This is a genomic window from Leptospira sp. WS58.C1, from assembly GCF_040833995.1.
In the GTDB taxonomy this organism is placed as follows: Bacteria; Spirochaetota; Leptospiria; order Leptospirales; family Leptospiraceae; genus Leptospira_B; species Leptospira_B cinconiae.
The window spans coordinates 71769-94854 of sequence record NZ_CP162138.1; the positions used below are offsets into that span (position 1 = coordinate 71769).

The 23086-nt window shown below is 40.6% G+C and carries 18 protein-coding genes; 16 read left to right on the forward strand and 2 right to left on the reverse strand.

The features are described from left to right. Position 1: 1 nt before the first annotated feature. The 4 genes from AB3N61_RS17390 (at position 2) to AB3N61_RS17405 (ending at position 8651) form a co-directional block, all read left to right on the forward strand. Positions 2 to 1126: an oxygenase MpaB family protein gene (locus tag AB3N61_RS17390; protein ID WP_367899292.1), complete on the forward strand. Its 1125-nt coding sequence runs from the start codon at positions 2 to 4 to the stop codon at positions 1124 to 1126. Positions 1127 to 1129: 3 nt separating this feature from the next. After that, complete coding sequence (locus AB3N61_RS17395) at positions 1130 to 1810, forward strand: membrane protein (RefSeq protein WP_020769933.1); 681 nt, start codon at positions 1130 to 1132, stop codon at positions 1808 to 1810. A gap of 71 nt (positions 1811 to 1881) precedes the next feature. Next, entirely contained in the window at positions 1882 to 7149 is a 5268-nt protein-coding gene (locus tag AB3N61_RS17400) for a trifunctional serine/threonine-protein kinase/ATP-binding protein/SpoIIE family protein phosphatase (protein WP_367899293.1), read from the forward strand. Positions 7150 to 7232: 83 nt separating this feature from the next. Then, the gene (locus tag AB3N61_RS17405; RefSeq protein ID WP_020770173.1) at positions 7233 to 8651 is read left to right on the forward strand and encodes a sodium:solute symporter family protein; all 1419 of its coding nucleotides are present in this window, start codon (positions 7233 to 7235) and stop codon (positions 8649 to 8651) included. On the opposite strand, the gene AB3N61_RS17410 is transcribed toward AB3N61_RS17405, so the two are convergent. Then, positions 8616 to 9731, reverse strand: coding sequence for a GGDEF domain-containing protein (locus tag AB3N61_RS17410; RefSeq protein WP_020770161.1), 1116 nt, complete (start codon positions 9729 to 9731; stop codon positions 8616 to 8618). The genes AB3N61_RS17405 and AB3N61_RS17410 overlap by 36 nt on opposite strands. A 311-nt stretch (positions 9732 to 10042) precedes the next feature. Here AB3N61_RS17410 and AB3N61_RS17415 point away from each other — a divergent pair, with 311 nt between their 5' ends. From AB3N61_RS17415 to AB3N61_RS17430, 4 genes are all read left to right on the forward strand, one after another. Next, positions 10043 to 11263: an MFS transporter gene (locus AB3N61_RS17415; RefSeq protein WP_367899294.1), complete on the forward strand. Its 1221-nt coding sequence runs from the start codon at positions 10043 to 10045 to the stop codon at positions 11261 to 11263. 538 nt (positions 11264 to 11801) lie between these two features. Beyond that, the gene (locus AB3N61_RS17420; protein ID WP_367899295.1) at positions 11802 to 12686 is read left to right on the forward strand and encodes a patatin-like phospholipase family protein; all 885 of its coding nucleotides are present in this window, start codon (positions 11802 to 11804) and stop codon (positions 12684 to 12686) included. A 6-nt stretch (positions 12687 to 12692) separates the two neighbouring features. Continuing rightward, positions 12693 to 14594 carry a cellulase family glycosylhydrolase gene (locus tag AB3N61_RS17425; RefSeq protein ID WP_367899296.1) on the forward strand — a complete coding sequence of 634 codons (1902 nt, stop codon included), beginning with the start codon at positions 12693 to 12695 and terminating at the stop codon, positions 14592 to 14594. Between the two features lie 152 nt (positions 14595 to 14746). Continuing rightward, positions 14747 to 15025: a TIGR04454 family lipoprotein gene (locus AB3N61_RS17430; protein ID WP_020770055.1), complete on the forward strand. Its 279-nt coding sequence runs from the start codon at positions 14747 to 14749 to the stop codon at positions 15023 to 15025. A gap of 46 nt (positions 15026 to 15071) precedes the next feature. Here AB3N61_RS17430 and AB3N61_RS17435 read toward each other — a convergent pair whose 3' ends face one another. Next, positions 15072 to 15365 carry a hypothetical protein gene (locus AB3N61_RS17435; protein ID WP_081603592.1) on the reverse strand — a complete coding sequence of 98 codons (294 nt, stop codon included), beginning with the start codon at positions 15363 to 15365 and terminating at the stop codon, positions 15072 to 15074. A gap of 437 nt (positions 15366 to 15802) precedes the next feature. Between AB3N61_RS17435 and AB3N61_RS17440 the strand changes: the two genes are divergently transcribed. From AB3N61_RS17440 to ahcY, 8 genes are all read left to right on the forward strand, one after another. Beyond that, complete coding sequence (locus tag AB3N61_RS17440) at positions 15803 to 16327, forward strand: RNA polymerase sigma factor (RefSeq protein WP_020770024.1); 525 nt, start codon at positions 15803 to 15805, stop codon at positions 16325 to 16327. Positions 16328 to 16352: 25 nt separating this feature from the next. Next, positions 16353 to 17381 (forward strand): FecR domain-containing protein, encoded by a 1029-nt coding sequence (locus AB3N61_RS17445; RefSeq protein ID WP_367899297.1) that lies wholly within the window; start codon positions 16353 to 16355, stop codon positions 17379 to 17381. 63 nt (positions 17382 to 17444) lie between these two features. Beyond that, positions 17445 to 18005, forward strand: a complete 561-nt coding sequence (locus AB3N61_RS17450) for a hypothetical protein (RefSeq protein ID WP_036089873.1) — start codon at positions 17445 to 17447, stop codon at positions 18003 to 18005. A gap of 103 nt (positions 18006 to 18108) precedes the next feature. Next, positions 18109 to 19191 carry a DNA-methyltransferase gene (locus AB3N61_RS17455; protein WP_020770158.1) on the forward strand — a complete coding sequence of 361 codons (1083 nt, stop codon included), beginning with the start codon at positions 18109 to 18111 and terminating at the stop codon, positions 19189 to 19191. Positions 19192 to 19275: 84 nt separating this feature from the next. Beyond that, a complete protein-coding gene (locus tag AB3N61_RS17460; RefSeq protein WP_367899298.1) occupies positions 19276 to 20001 on the forward strand; it encodes a FecR domain-containing protein in 726 nt (241 codons plus the stop codon). Between the two features lie 76 nt (positions 20002 to 20077). After that, positions 20078 to 20611, forward strand: coding sequence for a DUF1564 family protein (locus AB3N61_RS17465; protein ID WP_367899299.1), 534 nt, complete (start codon positions 20078 to 20080; stop codon positions 20609 to 20611). A 110-nt stretch (positions 20612 to 20721) separates the two neighbouring features. Continuing rightward, positions 20722 to 21762, forward strand: coding sequence for an ArsR/SmtB family transcription factor (locus AB3N61_RS17470; protein ID WP_367899300.1), 1041 nt, complete (start codon positions 20722 to 20724; stop codon positions 21760 to 21762). After that, positions 21762 to 23075: an adenosylhomocysteinase gene (gene ahcY, locus AB3N61_RS17475; protein WP_020770143.1), complete on the forward strand. Its 1314-nt coding sequence runs from the start codon at positions 21762 to 21764 to the stop codon at positions 23073 to 23075. Before AB3N61_RS17470 ends, ahcY begins: the two co-directional genes overlap by 1 nt. Positions 23076 to 23086 lie beyond the last annotated feature (11 nt).

A 23086-nucleotide genomic window follows, 5' to 3' on the forward strand; every position in this document is an offset into this window, starting at 1 on the left:
AATGAATTCGAGCGAGTTACGCGCATTACGAAATGAAACTGATCCGTTAGCAGACGAGATTGTCACAAAATATTTTACTGAATCCGCTTTTGACCGGCAAAAAACGATGCTTTTTTTCGATGCTCTTTCCAGGAACTCGGACCCTATTCCTTCCGGGCTGCCGGATTATCTAGAAAAATATTTTTATGAGACGGAAGATCTTCCTTCTTGGGCGGACAAAACTAAGATCGCAAAGGGAGAGCGGCTATTCTCCACTTATGGTCCCCAGATCCTAATGATGCTTTGTGTAAAGTCGCTTCCTATGGCATATTCTTGCGGAGACGGAGCGCAGGTACTTTATAAAACCGGAAGATTAATAGAACAGAATGGAGTGATTGATGGGGTTAATAGAAGACTCATGGAAACCACTCAGTTTGTGATCTCCGTCGCTCAGGAGAATGGACTGGGCCCTCAAGGAAAAGGGATACGCACTGCCCAGAAAGTACGATTAATGCATGCATCCATTCGTTATTTTTTAAGGAAGGGACAAGATTGGGATCCTGCTTGGGGGCGGCCGATCAACCAAGAAGATATGGCAGGTACTTTGCAGTCTTTTTCTAGCTTAGTGCTGGATGGACTGGCTCAATCTTCTTTAAAGTTAAGTCAGGAAGAAAAAGACGCATACATTCATCTCTGGAGAGTGGTTGGACATTTTATAGGTGTAAAACCGGAACTTTGTCCGGAAGGATACGATACCGCACATTCCTTAGGCGAGTCCATTTTTAACGATCAACAAAAACCATCTGACGCGGGCAAGATACTTGCAAAATCCCTGTTGGACTTTATGGAGTATATGCTTCCGGGGAACTTATTCGATAGTCTTCCATTATTTTTTCTGCAAACATATATGGGACAAAAAACAAGCGAGGTACTCGGCCTAGGATGGCCTCCTAAAAATCCTTTGGGTTATTTTATGGAAAGGATTTTTAAGGATGTCGACTCTCATGTAGACGATGACGAGGGATTCGGAAAGTTAGTCGCTTATTTTGCTTCCAAACTTCTTTTTTCTATGGATCATTTTTATTACGGCGGAAAAAAAGCCAGATTCTGGATCCCGCCTTCATTAAGAGAGAATTGGAGACTATAAAGGATGAGTTTTTGGCAGACTTTAGCAACGGATCCGGAGTATTTCGGACGTTATACGCTGTTTGAGAATATTTGTTTACTTTTGGGTGTGGCTTTCTGGGCATATATGTATGCAGTTCTTCTAATAGAACCATTTAAGAAAAAATTCGTCGAGATGCCCGTTTTTATCGCCTGTGGGAATATTATTTGGGAATTATTATGGGGATTCTGCTTTAAAGAACCTATGGGTGCGATATTACTCTGGGGCTATAGACTTGGCTTCGTATTGGATATAGTGATTTTCTACCAGGTGATCCGATTCGGTAAAAAACAAATTTCCTTGCCATTGTCGGACAAGGGATATAAATTCCTTTTGGGCATTTTGGTGACGTCTTGGGGATTATTGATTTATACCTTTTATATAGGAGGTTATGATCTTTTTACCGGATCTAATTCGGCTTATATCTTAAGTCTGATTATTTCGGTAATGTATCCGATCCTTTTCCTGAAAACCGGAGATCCGAACATGTTCTCTTATTCGGTTTCTTGGGCAAAATTTTTGGGCAACGGGTTCTTTACAATCTTCATCTTTTTATACTTTCCGGATAAGTACTTCGTTCAGGTTTTGAGCGGACTCGGAACGATAGCCGACATATACTATGTTTGGTTATTTACCCGTCAAAAGTATTCGCCCTCTAAAGTGTGAACTTTAAAAATTAGTTCAGTCGAGGTTTTCGAAATTCCGTTACGATTTCGAAAAAGATCAAATTGGAAATTATGCAGGATTTGTCCACAGACAGGGTTCCTTATGAATTGGGGGAATTGTTGTACGAGGACAGTTTTTCCCAAACGTATAGAGGAAAATTAGGTAGGACTAGAGAACCGAAGATCATTCGAATACAAAGACCGGAGGGGAAAGAAACCTCTTCGGTGTATTTTCTGAATGAATTCGAATTGGGGAAATTGGTCAGCGATCCCGGCATTCTTAAACCGGAAGATATGTTCGAAAATTCGGACGGTATCTGCCTGGTGTATGAAAATATTCCTTCTAAACTTCTGCACCAAAGTTTGGCAGGATCCATTTCTCTAGAAACTTTTTTAGAGATAGCCTTAGCGATCACGGAAAATTTGGCAAGGTTACATTCTTTCGGGATAGTTCATAACCAAATTTCCCCACGTGCATTTTTTTATAATCCGGATAACGGTGAGACCAAACTTGCCTGGTTAGGCGGAGCCTCCCTTCTCCTTTCCGAAAAGGGAAGTTATGCACCTCTTAGATATACGTTCGATATTCTACCGTATTGTTCTCCGGAAAATACGGGAAGATTGAACCGTCCGGTCGATTTTAGATCCGACGCATATTCCTTAGGCGCACTATTTTATAAGATGATCTCGGGAGCTCCTCCGTTTGAAACGGAAGACCCTTTGGAGATGGTGCATTATCATATTGCAAGATCGCCGGTTTCTCTAGTTAAGAAAAGAGAGGATGTTCCGGCTGCGATCTCTACCTTGGTGGACAAATTGCTCTCCAAAATGCCGGAAGAAAGATACTTCTCTTTGGAAAATCTGATACATGATCTAAAGAGTATTAAAGATTCTTTAAGGTCTAAACGTAAGCTCTCTGAATTCGTTCCCGGGGTATATGAAAGAAAGGTGGGTTTTCGGGATTCTCCTAGGATCTACGATAGGGACCGGGAAAGAAAAGAGATCGAATCTAGTATAGTGAATGTGACTAACGGAAGAAGGTCCGCAATTTTTATCGGCGGTAAATCAGGGACCGGAAAAACGGCGCTAGTGGAGGATGCTATCACTTATCTGGATATCTATTCAGTGGTCCTTTTGCGTGGAAAATTCGAAGAAGATAAAAAGGAGATCCCGTATTATGCGTTCCGCCAGATTATGGACGATCTTTTAAGAAGGATCCTTCAGAAAAAAGAAGAGGAAATCATTTTATTAAAAAATTATATTAAGGAAACCTTAGGAGATAATATCGAGATCCTTACCCAATTTTTGCCGGACCTGGGAAAAACTTTAGGAATAGAAATACCGGTAAAAACGCATAAGAGGCAGAAGGACGAAAAGGTCCTGTTTGCAGTCGCTCTTAAATTTCTGACTCTATGTTTTGATCGAAAAAATCCCGCTATTATTTTGGTGGATGATCTTCAATGGGCGGATTCGGCTTCCCTGGCTTTACTAGAATTCATTTTGAACAGTGAAGATTGGGAAGGATTACTTTTTGTTCTCACTAGTCGATCTGAGGATGCGGATTTTTTTCCGAATATTACGGTAAAACCAGGACCCTTAGGTTTGGATCTGAGAGAAATACGACTTTCTCCTTTGAATGAACATAGCGTATTTAAATATGTATCCGATAGTATCCATGTATCCGCCGAGGATGCAAGTCGACTTGCGGAAGTTCTTGTTTCTAAGACGGGAGGTAATCCTTTATTTTTGCACCAATTCTTGAGATCCCTGTATGAAGAGGGTTGCCTAAGTTTCGATACGAAAACCGCATATCATATAGTGGACTGGGATCGCCTTTTGCAAAGAGCGGTTACGGATAACGTTTTAGATCTATTTCTGGATAAAGTGGGGAAACTTCCCGACGAGACCTTGGAAGTCCTGAGAGTAGGGGCCTGTATCGGCGCAAAATTCGATCTGAAAGATATGTACGATTTTTTTAAGGCTCGGCCAGGTGTTTTGTCTAGGGGAATTCGAGAAGCAGTCCGAGAAGGGATCGTATTTTATAGAGAATCCGGAAATATGTTATTTCCGGCTTTGCAGTATATTTCCCAAAAAAAGATAGAAGAGTCCGGAATGTATTCCTCTCTATCCGATATCCAATTTCATTTTTCTCATGATAGAATGATCCAAAGTATTTTGGATGCTACGGACTCTTCCGAAAAAGCAAGGATCCATAATACTCTTGCTAGACTATTGATCGAAAGAGAAAAAAAATCCGGCGGATCCGAGCTGATCTTAGATATTGCAAATCATCTTCTGCGTTCCAGAGAATTATATACGAACGGACAGGAGAATGAAGACTTCTTCCATTATACGATACTCGCAGGAAATTCTGCCAAAGCCGGGGCCGCTTACGAATCTTCTTATTCTTTTTTCAGTTTGCTTGCTTCTCAACTCAAAGACTCTTATTGGCAAAAAGACAGAAAGAATGCGATCCATATCCTAAAATCTCTTGCGGAATCGGCATATTATTTATCCAGAAGAGAAGAGGCGGAGAAGATCGTATCCGATTTACTTTCCAAACTGCAAAGTCCATCCGAAAAGGCGGACGTTTACCTAATGCAATTGGAAGTGATGAACGTTTATAACGATCTTGACTCCGCATCCAAAATAGGGATCAAGGCGCTTCAATCGCTCGGTACAGGTTTCAAGGAAAAGCCGGGTTTTTTAGCGGTGTTCGGTGAAGTATTGAAGATGATCTTTTATAGTAGAGGAAGATCTCCGGAAAAGTTAGTAAATGCTAAAGACAGCAAAGATCCGTATAAAACGGAAGCTTTGAATATTTTGGTCAACCTTCTGAATTACGGAAAACATATGGATATGAAGGTTATGGCTTATATTTATTTGAAGCTAATCAACCTTACTTTGAAAGAAGGAAATGCTCCTTTCAGCTTTTTCGGTTACGCAGGCTTCGGATCCATATTACTTTCTATCACTGGAAATTTCCAACAGTCTATGAGATATTGGACCTTGGCGGAAAAGATATTAAAAAAGTTTAAATCGGATGAACTTTACGGAAGGTTCGTGTTTGGCCGGACCATTCTTTTGGATTATTTCATGTATCCATTCCGTTCCATAGTGGATTATACGGAGGAAGCGTTCCATAAATGTATGCAGTATGGGGATTATCTTTGGGCTGCATTCGCACTTTTCTCCCAAAATACGAACCAGTTATATTCCGCGGAAAATTCCCTTTCGTACCGGGAAAAGATCAGGGAAAATTTAGAAAGGGGATCCAAATTAAATTACGATATTCTGATGATCCTTTTACATTCTTCCGATTCTTATTTGGATCGTTTAGAAGGAAAATCCACTGAAACCGTGCGGTACAAGGAAAATTTGTACACGGACCGTGAATTCGAGTCTCAGGTCCTGGAATCCGCAGGGAACGGAACCGCTAATTCTTGGTATGCGACCCTATTCGGATCTCTTGCATATTTATCGGGCTATTATTTGGAGGCGGAAAGAATTTTTAAAAATTACCATTCCGATCTGGAAAAATCCAGGATCATGTTTATTTATTCAGAGTATCGGTTTTATAGATCCTTAGGTCTTTTAAAGTTGCGTAGAAAAAAGTTAAAATTGAGCGAGAAGTTCTTCTTTAGATATTCATTATATTTATTTAAACTTTGGTCGAAGATCTATCCGCCTAGTTTTCAATTATTTTATTTTATATTAGGTGGGCTTTACGAGGATTACGCTGGAAGAAAGGAGAATTCTTCCCTGTATTTCGATATGGCCATACAACAAGTGGAATCGGAGCCGAACGATTTTAGAAAGGCAGTCGTATACCAACATGTTGCGGAATGGAATATAGAACAGGGTAGGACTTCCTACGGAAAATTTTTGATACAAAATGCGGTAAGGCTATACGGTTCTTGGGGAGCCAAATCAATCGTAAACTTACTTAGGGACGAACATGGAGAGTTGCTTCGTCCTCAAGGAACTACGAAACGTTCCATGGAAAAAATCCTGGCGGATTCAATTCTTCCCACATCCTTCGATTTGGACCTCAGGACTGTGCTTAAGGCCTCTCAAAGTATTTCGGGAGTTATCGAATTAGGTGAATTACTTAGGCAGTTGATTCGCACAATTATGGAAAATGCCGCGGCAACTCGAGGTTTTTTAATTCTCCCTCAAAACAAAGAATTGTTTTTGATGGCAGGGTCGGATATAGAAGAACCGGGCTTTTTGCCCAAACCAATCTCGCTCGATGAAGCGGGCCATCTTCTTCCTTTGGAAGTGGTGTATTTTTGTTTCCGTTCCGGACAGAAGGTTTTGATCTCGGATGCGGCAAAAGATTCTTTTTATTCCGTAAATCCTTATATCAAAAGAAGTAAACCGAAGTCCCTGTTATGTATGCCGATCACAAAACAAGGAAGAACATTATGTGTTCTTTATTTGGAAAATCGACTTACTGCCGGTATCTTCGACGAACATAGATTAGAAATTTTGGAAATACTTTCCGCACAGGCAGCGATTTCACTGGAGAATGCCAAGTTATATGAGGATATCACTCGTATGAATTTCGAGCTGGAAAGAAAAGTAAACGAAAGAACGGAAGAATTAGCCAAATCCCTTTCGATCATCCGAAAGGATATGTTGTATTCCCAAAAGATCCAAAGAAGTATCCTTCCGGAACTAAAAAATATCCCGGGCTTAAGATATTCCGTCAATTATCTGCCTATGGACGAGGTAGGAGGGGACTTCTACGATATATGCAGATTAAGTAATGGGAGATATAGATTCTTTTTGGCTGATGCTACCGGTCACGGAGTGCAAGCGGCTTTAGTAACTATGGCAATCAAGGGGGAATACGAAGGACTAAAATCCTCTTTAGAGAGACCGGGAGAAATACTTTTTGAACTTAATAATTCTATTTTACTTAAATATAAAACTCTCTATTTTACGGGAGCGATTTGCGACGTGGATCTATCGGAGAAAAAAGTTTATTTTGCATCCGCGGGTCATATATCCCAATTTTTAGTACGTTCCTATCAAATGGTAGAGATGCCTAAAACGGGGGCCATCTTAGGTTTTGTAAAAGATTATCCATATAGAACCGAAGAATATAAGATAGAATCAAGAGATCGGATCTTTCTTTTTTCGGACGGGATCTACGAACAGTTCAATGAAGATAAATCGGAATACGGAGAAGAAAGATTTTTGCATTCCATTCGCGCAAATGTTCAGTTCGAACCTCAGGTCCAAGCAGAAAGAATACTTTCCGATCTCCAAAATTTTATTTCTAAAACCTCTATCCAAGACGATATCACTCTGTTGATCCTGGATATCGATTGATCCTCTTTGTTATTATCGCTTGCGTTTTCATTCTCTGAATTTCAGGATCACAATTAATAAGTTTTCTCACAGGACTCTCTGAATTGCTCGGTCTCTTTGTCATTTTATATATTTGTATAACCATTTTAATCGGAGCATTTGCCTCCAGATTTGTAAAAAGTTCCCAGGATTATGTGTTAGCCGGAAGAAAACTTCCGCTTGTTCTTGCATCGTCCGCTTTGTTTGCCACTTGGTTCGGTTCGGAAACATTGATGGGAGCTTCTTCCAAGTTTGTAGACGGAGGGGTCCTAGCGGTGATCGAAGATCCTTTCGGGGCGGCCCTTTGTCTTTTTTTAGTAGGGATATTCTTTGCTAGACCCTTGTATAGGATGAACATTCTCACTTTCGGAGACTTATACAAAAATCGTTTCGGCCGAAGGGTGGAATTTCTTTCCGCACTATTCATGATCCCTTCCTATTTCGGCTGGATTGCGGCTCAATTAGTAGCAATGGGTATTGTCATTCATTCCTTATTCGGATTCGATATGTATGTAGGAATATTATTGGCATCCGTTGTCGTATTGATTTACACATATATCGGAGGTATGTGGGCGATTTCCATTACGGATTTCTTACAGACCATTTTGATCATAGTAGGGCTTTTGGTTTTGGTTTGGGACCTACAAGGAAAGGCCGGTGGATTTCAAACTGTGATTGCGACGGCGAAGCCGGGATTTTTTTCCTTTTTTCCGCCATTACAAACGGAAGCAATCCTCGCTTATATTGCAGCTTGGATGACGATAGGGTTAGGCTCTATTCCACAACAGGATATTTTTCAAAGAGTGATGTCTTCTAAGTCGGAAAAGGTTGCCGTGTATTCCTCTCTGTTGGGCGGGGGATTGTATCTGACCGTCGCATTTTTACCTTTGCTTGCTGGATATTTTGCAAGAAGAGTTTATCCTGAGATAGCGGCGGGGGATAATCAAATGATACTTCCTCATGTAGTGTTATTACATTCTACTTTGTTTATTCAGATTCTTTTTTTCGGAGCATTACTTTCCGCTATCTTAAGTACAGCTTCAGGCGCGATCTTAGCTCCCGCTTCCGTTTTAGGAGAGAATTTGATCCGTCCTACTTTAAAAAATCCTTCCGAGAAATTATTATTGAGAGTGATGCGTTTTTCCGTGTTGATAGTGGCATTCGTATCCACAGGAATGGCGCTGAGTGAAACGAATATTTATCAGTTGGTAGCCGATTCTTCTTCCATAAGTTTGGTTTCCCTTTTTGTTCCATTGGTTGCCGCAATTTTTTGGAAAGATGCGAACGCAACCGGGGCAGTGTATGCTATGTTCTCGGGGATGATTGTATGGTTGGGCCTGAAATTTTTCGGACCGGAATGGCTGCCTCCGACAATCCCAGCTTTGGGTGTCAGTTTTTTAGGTCAGTTTTTAGGAAGATATATTAGGATTTCTTTATTCGAACCCGAACTAAGCGGAAACTCTGTTCCTTCCGGCGGCCTTTGATTCGTATAATTTCTTATCTGCTGCTTTTAGGAAATCTTCCGGAGTCTCGTCATTGTCTCTGGTTGCTACGCCGATACTTACGGTAATCGTCCAAGGGATCTCTTCGAAGGTCTCAGTTTCGATTCTAACCCGGATCCTCTCCGCGACGAATTTCGCTCCTTCAATATTCGTGTTGGAAAGTACAACGCAGAATTCTTCTCCCCCGTAACGGGCAGCTACATCACAATCTCTCACTAATCCGGATAATAATCTTCCGATTGTAGCTAGTAGTTTGTCTCCCACTTGGTGCCCCAAAGAATCGTTCGCCTTTTTAAAATGGTCCAAATCGAGAAGAAGTACCGACAAAGGAAAATCATATCTTTTGGATGCGGCTAAAAGGGTATTTAAAGATTCCATTAAATGCCTTCTATTAAAAAGTCCGGTTAAGGAATCCTTATGAGATAACTCTTTCAGATTTTTATTGGATTCTTCTAGTTGTAATTGTAGAAGGTTACTTTTTAAGCGGGTGCCTTCGACATTGATTGCCGTTCCTATACTTGCTATGGAGAACGCGAAGATGGGGGTTATTACTGAGAAAGTTAATTCCCTTTCTATTATATAAGAATACCCCAACGAAAAGAAAAACAAGTTGATAAATACAATCGTCAGGTAGGTCACAAAACTTGCCCGAAGAAATAGCGGAAGAAGAAGTAATCCGAAACAAAAAGCGGAGTAGTCGGAGGTGTGGTACTGGTCCACTAATGTCGCAAAAGTGGTGGTTAATGTGAGTAGTCCCACGTAGACTATCATTGCTAAATAGGAAAGTTTTTTACCCTTCCCATCATTTAGCGCTAGGACAGCCAGCATTAAACTTGAGAATAATGCAGAACTTCCAAAGCTCAAACCGTACAAAAATTGGACTTGCCCACCGCTAGGTGTCCCCGGTGAAAGGAAATTTTGCGCAAGAAGAAGACAAGACACAATAAGAGCGAAAATACTTAAGATCCTGATCGACTTATCATTGTCTAGGGTCCGAAGTCTACGGATTTCCCCGGATCTAGAATAAGAAAAGTCTTCCGAAAGATATCTTCTGAGTTTCATAGCGGATAATCAGATAGACGGATGAAGATTTAGGTTTATACGCTTTGGAGAACGGAAGTAAAAAATCCAAGCATTAAAAATCGGAAAAATATTTTCTTAGCTAAGAAAGAAACGAGGGTGCCGATTCGTCATCCAAACTCGCATAAAAAACCTTGTTTTATAATTTTGGAAATTTCTTGAACTAAGTTCTAGACGATCGTCCAGATCGATATAATGTCCATACTTTGTAAGAACAAATTTATATGAGTAGAATGGGGAACTTCTAAAAATTTATCTCTTTATAACCCTCCTAAAAAAATCTGGTTAAGTATATGGAATCGGTAGCTTCAGTTCCTCGGAAAAAAATAGTTCGTCATGAATTATTCCTGATCCTGCTTCTTGCGAGTATTCAGTTCACGAATATCATGGATTTTATGATCATGTTCCCGCTTCAGGATTATTTTCTGAAGCAGTTCCAGATCGATACTGCAATGTTTTCTTTCGTTCTTTCTTCTTACTCATTTGCAGCTGCGATCGCGGCTTTGATCGGAGCGAATTTTATTGATCGTTTTAATCGTAAGTCCGCCGCTATCTTTTTATATATAGGTTTTTTGGTAGGAACTGCGCTTTGTGCGGTTGCAAATACGTATTCTTTCCTTCTTTTTGCAAGGATCACGGCCGGGATTTTCGGGGGAATGATCAGCGGAGTTATTCTTTCTATAATAGGTGACGTTTTTCCGATTGAAAAGAGAGGGAAGGCAATGGGCGGGGTAATGGGAGCTTTCTCGGCAGCCTCGGTTTTAGGAGTTCCTTCGGGTATCCGAATTGCCATGAGTTCCGGTTGGAATTATACATTTGCGTTTATCGTGGTCCTCGGCCTTCCGATCTTAGTTCTGGCCATTTTATATTTACCTAGCCTTCCTTCTAAAATGGAAAAGCAGAAGATGGCGGATTTCAGCCAGCTGATCAATGTACTTTCGAAAAGGGATCATTTGGTGGCACTGGCGTTTTTTATGAGTGTGATCTTGGGAGGATTTACTGTCGTAACTTCGATAGCCGTTTTTATGGAAAGGAATATGGGCTTTTCCAAAACTCAAGTCAGCCATATCTACGAGATCGGAGGGATCTGTACTTTCGTTTCTTCTTGGATTGTAGGATTTCTGTCTGATAAATTTGGAAAACATAAGATCTTTTTGATCCTTGTGCTTCTCGCCTTGTTACCTATTCTTGCAATTACCCATTTGCCTAAGGATTTGCCGGTGTACATGGCCCTCGGAGTTACGACAGTTTTTATGGTCTTAGTATCCGGTCGGGTGATTCCCTCTATGGCGATGTTAACTTCTGCCATCCGCCCGGAAGTGAGGGGAAGTTTCATGTCTGTGAATTCCAGTTTACAAAGTGTGGCCACAGGTATCGGAGCACTTCTCGCGGGTGCAATCCTGATTCAGTTGCCAAATGGAACTTTCGAAAGATTTGATGTAGTCGGCTACTTTGCGGTCGGTTTTAATCTTCTCGCTCTCTATCTTTCCAGAAAGGTGAAAATAGTTTCCTAAGTTGCGCTTTGGAAACATGTTTCAGAAATCCCTAAAAAAATGCGGACATTTCTTGACTTTTTAATGTGACAGAATACTGTCTGGCCACACGTTAAAGGAGGTGGTTTAGTTGAGTAGCGACAGTTGCAGCAAGAAAATGACCTGTGAGGTGGCTGAGCAATAGCCCAGGCCCCTGCAAAAGGACCTCTTGGACCTATTGCAATACCATCAGACCACTGGCCTTTCTGAGTTCCGAGAATTGGTCACTTTCGGGCATTTAGCGTAGCTAGACGCAGACACTCAGAAGGTTTTAATTTCTTCCTTTTACGATATTGTAGAACTTGGGGAATTCCCGAGAGCAAAATCTGTAGTAACTTCGACGCCAATCCCAGTATCCCAATCCATTTTTCCAAATCCTAAGTTCATATTAGCTGCCGATAATCGCGCTAAGACGAACTTGCGTAAAATCGTCGAAGATACTACAAAACTCCAAACCAATATTCCGTCTTGAAATTTACCTGCGAAACCTAAGACTGACTCCGGCAGGATTTTATTTGGAATGAAGCGGGCTTTGGTTTTATCCGGTGGGGGCGCTCGAGGGGCGTATCATGCCGGGGTCCTAAAATATTTAGAAGAAATCGGATTTAAACCGGATATAGTCTGCGGGACTTCCGTCGGAGCGATCACTGCTTCCGCCTTAGGATGCGGTATGGACGCTGCCAGGATTGTACAACTTTGGAAATCCATCGAAATCCAAAAAGTGATGAAATATTCCATCTGGAACGATTTTCTGGACTTGATCTTTCGAAGGTTTTCTCCTCTTGCAGATACAACTCCGCTAAAATATTTACTCTACTCTCAATTAGATTTTCGTAATATTCGAAATAATCCGATGGAGATCATCATCACTGCGGTGAATATACTTACCGCCGAGCTGGTTTTTTTCGGAAACAAGGACATAGATATAGAACATGTAATGGCTTCTTCTGCCATACCCTTGATCTTCCCTTGGCAGTATGTGGATGGAAAACCTCATTGGGACGGCGGGGTGATGGCGAATGTTCCGATCCTCCCTGCTGTAGAAAGAGGCGCAAAAGAGATCGTGGTTGTATTATTGTCTCCTGTGGGAGGAGTGAATATGGGACTTCCGCGGAGCAGAAGGGACGGGCTTGAGAGAGTTTTTGAACTTTCTTTGATCGGGTCCTTCCAGACCATCATGGCGAACTTGCAATACCAAAAAAAACAAAAGGATAATAAGAAGAAAGGATTCACAAAATCATTATTATCCTTTTCCGAACCCGAAAAAACGGATTATAAGATCAGAGTCATCGGTCCGAGGACTTCTCTCGGTTTCGGAAGTATATTAAATTTCTCTCAAGTGCAAGCGGACTATCTGATTAGCCGTGGATACGAAGACGCGAAGATTCAATTCGGGGAAGATTAAGACCCAATGCTGGAAATCAAGGTAGAAGACGGGAATTTTATAGATTCGGAAGGGTATATTCTCCAATTGAGAGGAGTGAACTTATCTGGAAGTTCCAAACTTCCATTCAAACCGGATGGGACGACACATTTCGATCAGTCTTTAACATTTCACGATCATCGAAAAGTTTCATTTGTTGGTAGGCCTTTAGAGGAGAAGGAAGCCGGCGAACATTTGGATCGTTTGAAGAAGTGGGGATTCAACTTTCTTCGCTTCCTCGTAACCTGGGAAGCAGTGGAGCATTTAGGCCCAGGCAAGTACGACCAAGCATATCTAGATTATATCGAAAGAATGGTGGCGCTTGCCGACAAAAAAGGGTTCTACGTTTTTATGGATCCGCACCAGGACGTTTGGTCCAGATTCACAGGGGGAGATGGCGCCCCAGGTTGGACCTTGGAAGAAGTCGGAATGAACATCGAGAATATTAAAGATTCCGATACTGCAATCGTTCATCATTTCCAGGGCAGGAATTATAGAAGAATGTCCTGGCCATTAAACTACCAGAAATATGCCTGTGCTACGATGTTCACCTTATTCTTCGGAGGAAAAACATTCGCGCCTAAACTTTCTATTCGCGGCAAGAACGTAGAAACCTTTTTACAAGATCATTATATAGAAGCGATGTGTCGTATAGCGAAGAAGGTTTCGAAATATAAAAACGTCCTTGGATTCGATTCCTTAAACGAACCTTCTCCCGGATGGATCGGCAAAAAAAATATAGGGGAATTTTCCGGATTAGGTTTCGGTAAAGTTCTGAGTACTTCTCCTTTCCAAGAAATGTTCTTGTCCGAAGGTAGAACGGTTAGAGCAAACAACGCTTATATGCTCGGCTTTACCGGGTTTAATTTAGGAAAAACAAAGTTAAATCCGAAGTCGGTCCCTCTATGGCAGGAAGGAAAACATTGTATCTGGAGACAACATGGAGTTTGGGATTACGATCCGAATGGCGCTCCTATGCTCCTTCGCCCCGATTATTTTAATAAATATAGAGGAAGGAAGATAGAATTTTACCCGGAGTTCATGCTTCCTTTTATCAAAAGATTTAAGACTAGAATACAATCCGTTCAGAAAAAATTCTCCATCTTCATCGAATCGGATCCGGGAAGTTTAGAATTAGATTGGAATGAAAAACCGAAAAAAGGAGAAGGAACGGTAATCAACGCGACTCATTGGTACGATGTTTCTGTTTTGATGTTTAAACGTTATATTCCTTGGTTCGGAGTTCATATCTTTAAACAGATCCCAATATTCGGAAAAAAGAATGTAGAGAAGGCCTACGAAGATACAATCCGAATGATCAAAGAAGTTTCAATAAAGAAGATGAATAACTGTCCTACGGTGGTCGGAGAAACAGGTATCCCGATGGATATGAACGGACGTTTGGCGTTCAAAACGAAAAATTATTCTCATTTGGAAGCTTCTCTCGATCGTATCATCACTTCGATCGAGAAAAATTTCGTACATTATACACTCTGGAATTACACTCCTGACAATACCCATAGCTTGGGAGATCGATGGAATGAAGAAGATCTTTCACTTTATTCTTTGGACACTCCTAAAAGTATAGATGAAGATGGGGGAAGAGCAGTTAGAGCATTCTCCAGGCCGTATCCGATCCGAACCAAAGGAAACCCGGAAGCTATCAGTTTTGATATGGAAAAATCCATGTTTAAATATTCTTTCAGAAAAGAAGGGGATGAAATTCCAGTAGCAGAGATCTTTCTCCCCGAAATACATTACGGAAAAGGTTTCGAAGTACTAGTAAATGCAGGAAGCTGGAAGTACGAATCCAAAAAAAGGATACTGACCTTCAAGGGAGAAAAGTCCGTGTCCTATTACGGTATAACTATCTTCCCGACTAAAAAATAACTTTTCTAATAGGTGGGAATCGTTAGAATGGCCTTCGTCGTTAAAATGTCGGAATTCTCCAAGGTTTTGGAAATTTTCGATCTTATCTAGTAGGAGCTTCGACTCGAGCTAATATTGGCGACATAGAATTAAAAATTCGCAGAGGTCTTTGCATGAAAAACACGTTTTTTTCGATCCTTACGATTCTAATTTTTGCAGGTCTTATTTCTTGCGGCGGAGCGAAAGTAAGCCAAGCAGAATGTGATCCAGTTGTTAACGAATTGATTTCCAATCTTTCCGTTGGTCAAACTCCAGAGCAGACTGAAAAATTGAAAGCTATGCAAGGTCAAATTTCCGCTCATCTACTTAAAGAGTGTATGACTGGTAAATACGATCTTACTTGTTTAAAATCTTCTAAAACACTTGCGGCTCTCGCTACTTGTAAGAAGTAATTTTTAACAACCAAGGGCCGGAATTTTCCGGCTCTTTCTTTCCTGCTTAATCTTCGTCTATCAAAAAGAAGCCTTTTTCTTCAGAATAACATCCATGTTCCCTATACACTCCGGATGGATAGAAGTGTATCCGTTGTGCGTACCTGTATCTACTCGAAATACATCTTAAGCATACATCCCATCGAATGGCCCAGTCGCATTCTTCTTTCCTGAAGGCAGGTAGAACCCTTAAGAGAGGTTTTGATTCGGGAGTTTCGTTCGGGAAGGAGACCTCTGGAGATGGGTGGAGAAGGGTCGAAGTTACTACAAAAAGGGCAATGATTTGGATGTATCGACTCATTCTGGTAAGGTTCATAAAGACAAAGGGGGGATATGAACTCTATCGGTTTGCCCGAAAAAGATCTGGAGTGCTTGTAGACTAAAAAATTATGTCTCATAGATGAAAGGAATAGCTAAGTTCTGTAGTATCTTCGACAGCTTTTCCAAAGGACTCTCTTTCCTCCGTCGAAGATACTACAGAACTTCGATCCCAATTCCGGTTGCAGAAATTCATTCTCTCCGAATTCGGACTGCTTCAAACTCAGGGCGAATCTTCTTCTGATTCCTGAAATCGAAAAAATCGAAGTGATCTTAGAAAATTTTCTCCTTCGTGTAAAAAATGCCGACTCGATGTGTTATTTCAATCAAAGCCCATTCGCGAAGAGGAGAAAAGGGTATAGTTTAAAACAGCCGTCGGAAATTACTTGAATTAGCGTTTCGAGTTGGAATCTTTGTGTAATGGCATCCCGAAAAGATTTTATGGAAACCCTGTATAGGGAATCCAACGGGAGAATTTTTGATTTCTTGTATAAGTATACCGGAAATCCGGAAACCGCCTCTGACCTAATGCAGGATACCTTTCTTAATTTTTTTAAGAAGTATTCCAATTCTGACTTAAACAAAGAGCAAGCCCTAAAGCTGTTGTATACCATCGCAAGAAATCGATCGATCAACTATGCCAAGAAGTTCTCCACGGTAAAAGAATCTGGGACGGACGATATGGGAAGTTATCGGGAAGAAGGGCAGAGTTTTGTAAGAAAGACCGAACTTTCCGATTTGGAAACCAGGTTGATGGATTGTTTGGACGACTTAGAAGAAGGAGAAAGATACGCTTTAGTATTAAAGAATTTAGAAAAATACACGTTGGCTGATATTGCGGATATCATGGGGATCTCGGTTGCGACTGCATCCAGATTGGTTGTAAAGGCGACCGGAAAGCTCATAGAGATCGCAAAAAACAAACAAATTCTGCCGATGGAATAATACAAAAAGGCTGTTTGAAGGGAAGATGGACGAAAATTTCGAACATAAAATACGAAAGGCGATCGAAGGAGAGAAGAACGAATACAGCTCTTCTATCGAAAAATTGTCCGACATGCTTTCCAAATCTTGGGTGAGTCCTCCTGTACATATTTCTTTCGAGGAAATTTACGAAAAGGCCCAAACTTCTAAGGTTATTAGCTTTAACAAACCGTTATTATATACTCTTGCTTCTGCAGCTGCGATATTGATCGGAGCATTCAGCTTTATTGTTTTACAAAATTCTAAAGTTACTCCCGTAAAGACCGAGTTCGGAATATCTATAACTAAAATTATCGGAAAAGGATACTTATTCTCTCCTGATTCAGAAAAACTTTTGGCCTTAAACGAAGGTGAGTCGGTAGGTTCCGGCCAAATCTTGAAGACAGAACAGGATTCTAAACTTTTCTTAAACATTGCAAAGGGAGAAGGTATGATCTTGGAAGAATCTACGGAACTCGAGATCATGAAAGAAGGAAAACAATCTTTCCGACTTCGCAACGGTAGTATCTTAGTCCATCTACATAAGAACCTGAAAAAGGACGAATTTAGGATCATTACCGAAACAGGTTTGGTAGAAGTCAGAGGAACAAAATTCGAAGTCAGAGAAAAGCCGAAAGAAGGAACGATCGTCTCCGTTTTGGAAGGAAGAGTAGCAGCAAAAAGTAGCAGTGAACCGAACCGCGGAGAACAAGTTTTGGAACCAGGACAAAAGATCCGATTAGAGGCAAAAGGATTTCAGCGTACTTTTCTGACTTCTGCAGAACAAAAGGAACTTGGATTCAAATTTTCAGAACTTCAAGTAGATGAAATTCCTAGAAATTCCGAAAAATCTTTCTCCAATAAGGACGATCTATTTAACGAATATCAAAGGTTGGAAAGGGTTATACTATCCAACGGTGAGAGGTTAGAAGGTGTGATCGTTGACATGGACGAAAATTTTATGTATTTGCAAACTCTTGAAAAGGAAATAAAAATCCAAAGAGATTCGGTAATGGAGGTGATTCAACTTCGCTAAAATCGAATTATTTTTGACATGTGGAGAATTTTAAAGAAATTCTACCAAAGAAGGCTAATTCCCATGTCTGAAGAAACACCAAACCCCTCCGCAAAGACTCCTCGGTATAAAAGACATCTCGCCAATTATCTGATCGACAAGGACTTTCAATTAAGGTTCTTCTTAAATTTTTCCTTATTATTCATCTTCGGGTTACTGCTTACTCTCGGATTTTTATTTTGGGTCCATTCTACCAAGTACGACAAGGGAGTCGTTTTCAGACTTCGCCAGGACACTGTTAAAGTCTATCAAAAAGGATTTGAGATCGTTAACGGGGAAGAGAAGGACAAGTTTGTGGAGAAGGAACTCGCTCTTCCCGATTATGATCACGGTTTGGATCTGTTTACGATCCAATTTAAGGGAATTCTGCTATTCTCTTTATTGTATCTTCTGCTTTCTGCTATATTCGTTTTGCTTTATTCCCATAAAATGGCGGGACCGATCTACAATATTAAGAAAAATCTAAAGTTGCTGTTGGAAGGTAAAGACGTGGATAAGATCCGGATCCGAAGCGGGGATGAGTTTCAGGACCTTGCGGATCTTCTAAATGAGTTGATCGACAAAAAGATCCACGGTAAAAAGTAATAGGTTTGGATTTTGTCGTATCTTCGACTGGTCCTTCTTCTTATTTTAGTTTTCTAAATTTGAATAGCCAATTTAGGACACTCTTGAAACATGCGGAACGTGTATGAAGGAAATACTCGTTCCGGAAACTTCTCATATATTATATAATTCCGATTCGAGAAAAATGGATAAGCTTTCGGATGAAAGTATCAATCTTGTAGTAACTTCGCCACCTTACCCCATGGTTGGAATGTGGGACGATCTCTTCAAAAACTGGGACAAAAAGACTAAGAGCGCTCTTTCCAAAAACCTGGGAAACGATGCGTTTGAGGCAATGCATTTACAACTGGATAAGGTCTGGAAAGAATGCTTTCGCGTCTTGAAAGAGGGTGGGATCCTGCTTGTAAACATAGGCGACGCTACTCGAAGTGTCGGAGGTGAATTCTGTCTGTTTTCGAATCATTCCAGGATTTTATGGGCTTGTCGTAACTTCGGCTTTACTTCATTGCCAGATATTCTTTGGAGAAAACAGACTAATTCCCCTACTAAATTTATGGGCTCCGGAATGTTTCCAGTGGGCGCCTATGTTACCTATGAGCATGAGTATATTTTGGTCTTTCGAAAAGGTGGATTAAGAAAGTATTCTAAATCGGAGATGGAGATCCGACGAAATAGCGCCTTCTTCTGGGAAGAAAGGAATATCTGGTTCTCGGATATCTGGGATCTAAAAGGAGAAAGACAAATTTTTAAGGATGTAGGAGCTTCTCGGGAAAGGACGGCGGCATTTCCTGTGGATTTCGCCTATCGATTGGTGAACATGTTTTCCATAAAGGGTGATACGGTCTTGGACCCATTTTTAGGAACTGGAACTACGTCGCTTGCTGCACTTCTTTCTTCTAGAAATAGTATTGGATATGATCTCGATCTTGGAATTCTTGAAATTGCCAGGAAAAAGCTTCTCAGTGCTGTGAATGTCTCGTCGAAGATACTACAAAACAGATTACAAAGCCATCTTGACTTCGTTTCGAATCGGAAGAAGCAAAAGAAGCAGATTTTGCATAAAAATAAGTACTACGGATTTCCAGTTATTACTTCTCAGGAGACAGAATTGACTTTTGAATCTGTAGATTCATCACATGAAAGTGAACATTTTTCCTTGAAAGCTCGTTATTCTCGATTTAATCTGCAAAATTCTTCCAAAAAGTAAGTTTCTAATTGTTGCTATTCTGATAGATTTAGTAGACCCTACTACAGTCTTTGTCGAATAAATTTGTATTATAGGAAATCTTCCATGAAATATCGCGTATTTATATTGGTATTAACAATTTTCTTTACTCTACCCACTTCTTTGTTTTCGGAACAAGAAATTGCGATCGTATTGTTCGTTGTGGGGGATGTTTCAGGAACGCAAAACGGGAAGAAAGTAAATCTCAGGAAGAATTCGATTTTAAAGAAGCAGGATGATGTCGAAACAAAAGATGGAAAAGTTGATCTTCAAATTGGCCCTTCAGTTGTGGTTCGTATCGCTTCTTATACAAAAGTGAAGATTTCCGAACTAAGTTCAGACAAAAAGGCAAATAAATCAAAGTTAGAGTTGATTTCCGGCAAAGTTTTTGCCCGAGTTGATAAGGGTTCTAAAAAAGAAGATTTTACAATTTCCGCCCCTTCTTACAATGCGGGTGTTCGAGGAACGCAATTTGTAGTTTGTGAAGAAAATGAAACGCAGCGCAAGGAAAACTCCGATAATGAAGATTCGGATGTGCCAAATGGAATCTTTGTGAAAGAGGGGGAAGTCGGAGTTACTACAGAAAATGGACAAAATTTTCCACTAAAGCGAGATGAAGAAGTTGTAGTATCTCCTCAAGGTCTTCTGAAGCAGCCTTTAGAGGAATTTATGCGTGAGAAAATGAAAATATTAGATGGCTTTAAGAAGATAATGGAAGAGAATTATAAAATTCTCCGGGATCAAAAACTTCAGAATCAAGAATTATTAAATCAAACCAAGCAAGATATATAATTTCCAAGGTGTAGTAATTTCTACACCTTAAGAAAAAATTTCACGCGCTAACTCAAACTTGGGAAACGTGAAGGGTATGAACTCTACCGTTTTCCTTCATGAGAAACTTAAACAGAAGATAAAGATTGTTAAAAATCCTTATCCTTCTACGGCATTGATTCCGGAAAGGCTTTGGAGAAAAGTTCCGATTGATTGCAGACGAAACTTTCCTCGATATTTAAGGCGTTTGCAAGAGAAGTATAGTCTGTTGATTCAATCCCAAAGATATATGGGAAGGAATCCTCTGAGAACATCCTTTCAAGAAAAAGGCCAGAATCTGGTCCGCCATAGTTATCGCCCGAAAGAAGATAATTACCAAGAGCTGAGAAATATGGCTCTCGCACACGGTGTTTCGATGAATTATATAATTGTGTTAATGATTCATTGGGAATTTCTTCAAATAGATGAAAGAATTCTTTCTCACTTTTGGCGTAATCGAAAACCACCAACTTCAAAGATTATAGACATTCGTCGTGTTTTGAACTTAGAAACCGGAGAGGTTCGCATTATTCTTATAGGATGGCCTCGAAAATTCATTCTTGAAAGAGGATCTCCTTCTCATTGGGGCTAACGTTCCTGTTTTAGCGGCTGATTTATACGACATAATTTCTAGTAAGAGCATGAGAATTTTTTGCTTGAAGAAATCAAGATATCTTGATATCCTGTTGAAAGGTGTGAAAAATGTCGCTAAAGGATATGTCATTAGAAAGAGAATCTGTCGAAACTTACTCTGATTCTATTGTCGTACCATTTTCTGCTGGAATAGGATCTTTTCAGGACCGGGATATTCTACTCGCGATAAAAGCATTATCAGACGAAACCCGCATTCGCGTTCTTCGGATACTTTCTATTGTACCTCTCAATGTTCAGGAGATAACAGAAGTGCTGGAGATGGGTCAGTCTCGGATCTCTAGGCATCTAAAGATCTTGGCAGATGCAGGATTTTTGACATCTCAGCGCGAGGGTTCTTGGGTTTATTATAGTCCTCGGGTCTCCAGCGATCATTCACAGGATTTTTCTGCAAGATTTCATGAACTTCTTCTGGATTTTGAAAAAAATCTTCCATATTCAGAGCAAGATTTAGCTAAAATTAAAGATATCCTTAAACAAAGAGATTTGAAAAGATCAAAGTACTTTGATGATGTTGCACAGAATTGGGAAAGCATCCAAAGTGATGTTTTGGATCCGATTTTATATCGAAACAAGATCCTTGATTTACTTCCGGAACATTCTTGTCGGATCTTAGACCTTGGCTGTGGCCCTGGGGGTTTAATCCCTTACTTATTGATGAAGAGCCAGGAAGTTATTGGAATTGATTCTTCCGAAAAGATGATCAAAGAGGCGAAAGACTCCTTTTTAAATAATTCCCAAGTCCATTTCCTCACTTCTGAGATTGAAACCCTTCCTCAAAATTTGATTCAATCCGCAGATTCTGTCGTAGCTTCGATGGTCTTACACCATCTTTCCAATCCGCCTCAGGCTATGAAAGAAATACATAAAGTTTTAAAGGATGATGGTGTTTTCATCATCGTAGATCTAAAGAAACACAACCAGGAAATCATGCGCGATAATTTCGCTGACTTATGGCTCGGATTTGAGTCGGAACTTCTATCGGATTGGTTGAATCACGCCGGTTTCAACCTTGAATCCATCGAAGAAGTAGAATCACAGAAATACTTCAAAGTATTAATAATTAAAGCTAAGAAAAGAGGAGGACTTTAATGTCCGCTACAATACAAGAAAAAGGTTTAAAATATAAGGTTAAAGACATTTCACTCGCGGACTGGGGTCGCGAAGAAATCATTCTGGCAGAGAAAGAAATGCCAGGTCTGATGTCCTTACGCAAAGAATATAAGGGGAAACAACCTCTGAAAGGAGCGCGTATTGCGGGTTCTCTTCACATGACCATTCAAACTGCTGTTCTGATTGAGACTCTGACTGAGCTTGGAGCAGAAGTTCGTTGGTCTTCTTGTAATATCTTCTCCACTCAAGACCATGCGGCAGCTGCTATCGCAAAAACCGGAGTTCCTGTGTTTGCTTGGAAAGGTGAAACGGAAGAAGAATATTGGTGGTGTGTAGAACAAACCCTATTCTTTGAAGATGGCAAAGGCCCAAATATGATCCTGGACGACGGTGGTGACCTAACCATGTACGTTCACGAGAAATATCCTCAGCTTCTGGCAGAGATCAAAGGAGTTTCTGAAGAAACGACTACAGGAGTAAAAGGCCTCGAAAAACTCCTCAAAAAAGGCGAGTTGAAACTTCCTGCAATCAATGTGAACGATTCCGTTACTAAGTCTAAATTCGACAACTTATACGGTTGTAGAGAATCCTTGGCGGACGGTATCAAACGTGCAACTGACGTTATGCTTGCTGGAAAAGTAGCGCTTGTTTGCGGATACGGAGACGTTGGAAAGGGTTCTGCTGCTTCTTTGCGCAATTTCGGAGCTAGAGTGATCGTTACCGAGATCGATCCTATCTGCGCTCTCCAGGCAGTAATGGAAGGATACCAAGTTCTAAGGGTAGAAGACGCGATCGAATTCGTGGATCTTGTAGTAACTGCGACCGGAAACGACGACATTATTACACTGGAACACATGAAAGCAATGAAAGACGGCGCAATTCTTTGTAATATCGGACACTTCGACACTGAGATCCAAATGTCCAGATTGAACGCTGAAAAGGGTGTAGTGAAGAAGGAAATCAAACCTCAAGTGGACAAATACACTTTCGAGAACGGAAGATCCATTATCGTTCTTGCAGAAGGTCGTTTAGTGAACCTTGGTTGTGCAACTGGTCACCCATCTTTCGTAATGTCTTGTTCTTTTACGAACCAAGTATTGGCCCAGATCGAACTTTGGAACAATAAGTACGAGATCGGTGTCTATAGATTGCCTAAAAAATTAGATGAGAAAGTTGCAGCGTTACATTTGGAGCAATTAGGAGTTCGCCTAACCACATTAAACGCTAAACAAGCCGAGTATATCGGAGTACCTGTAGAAGGTCCGTTCAAACCGGAACACTACCGCTATTAATCGATAAAGGA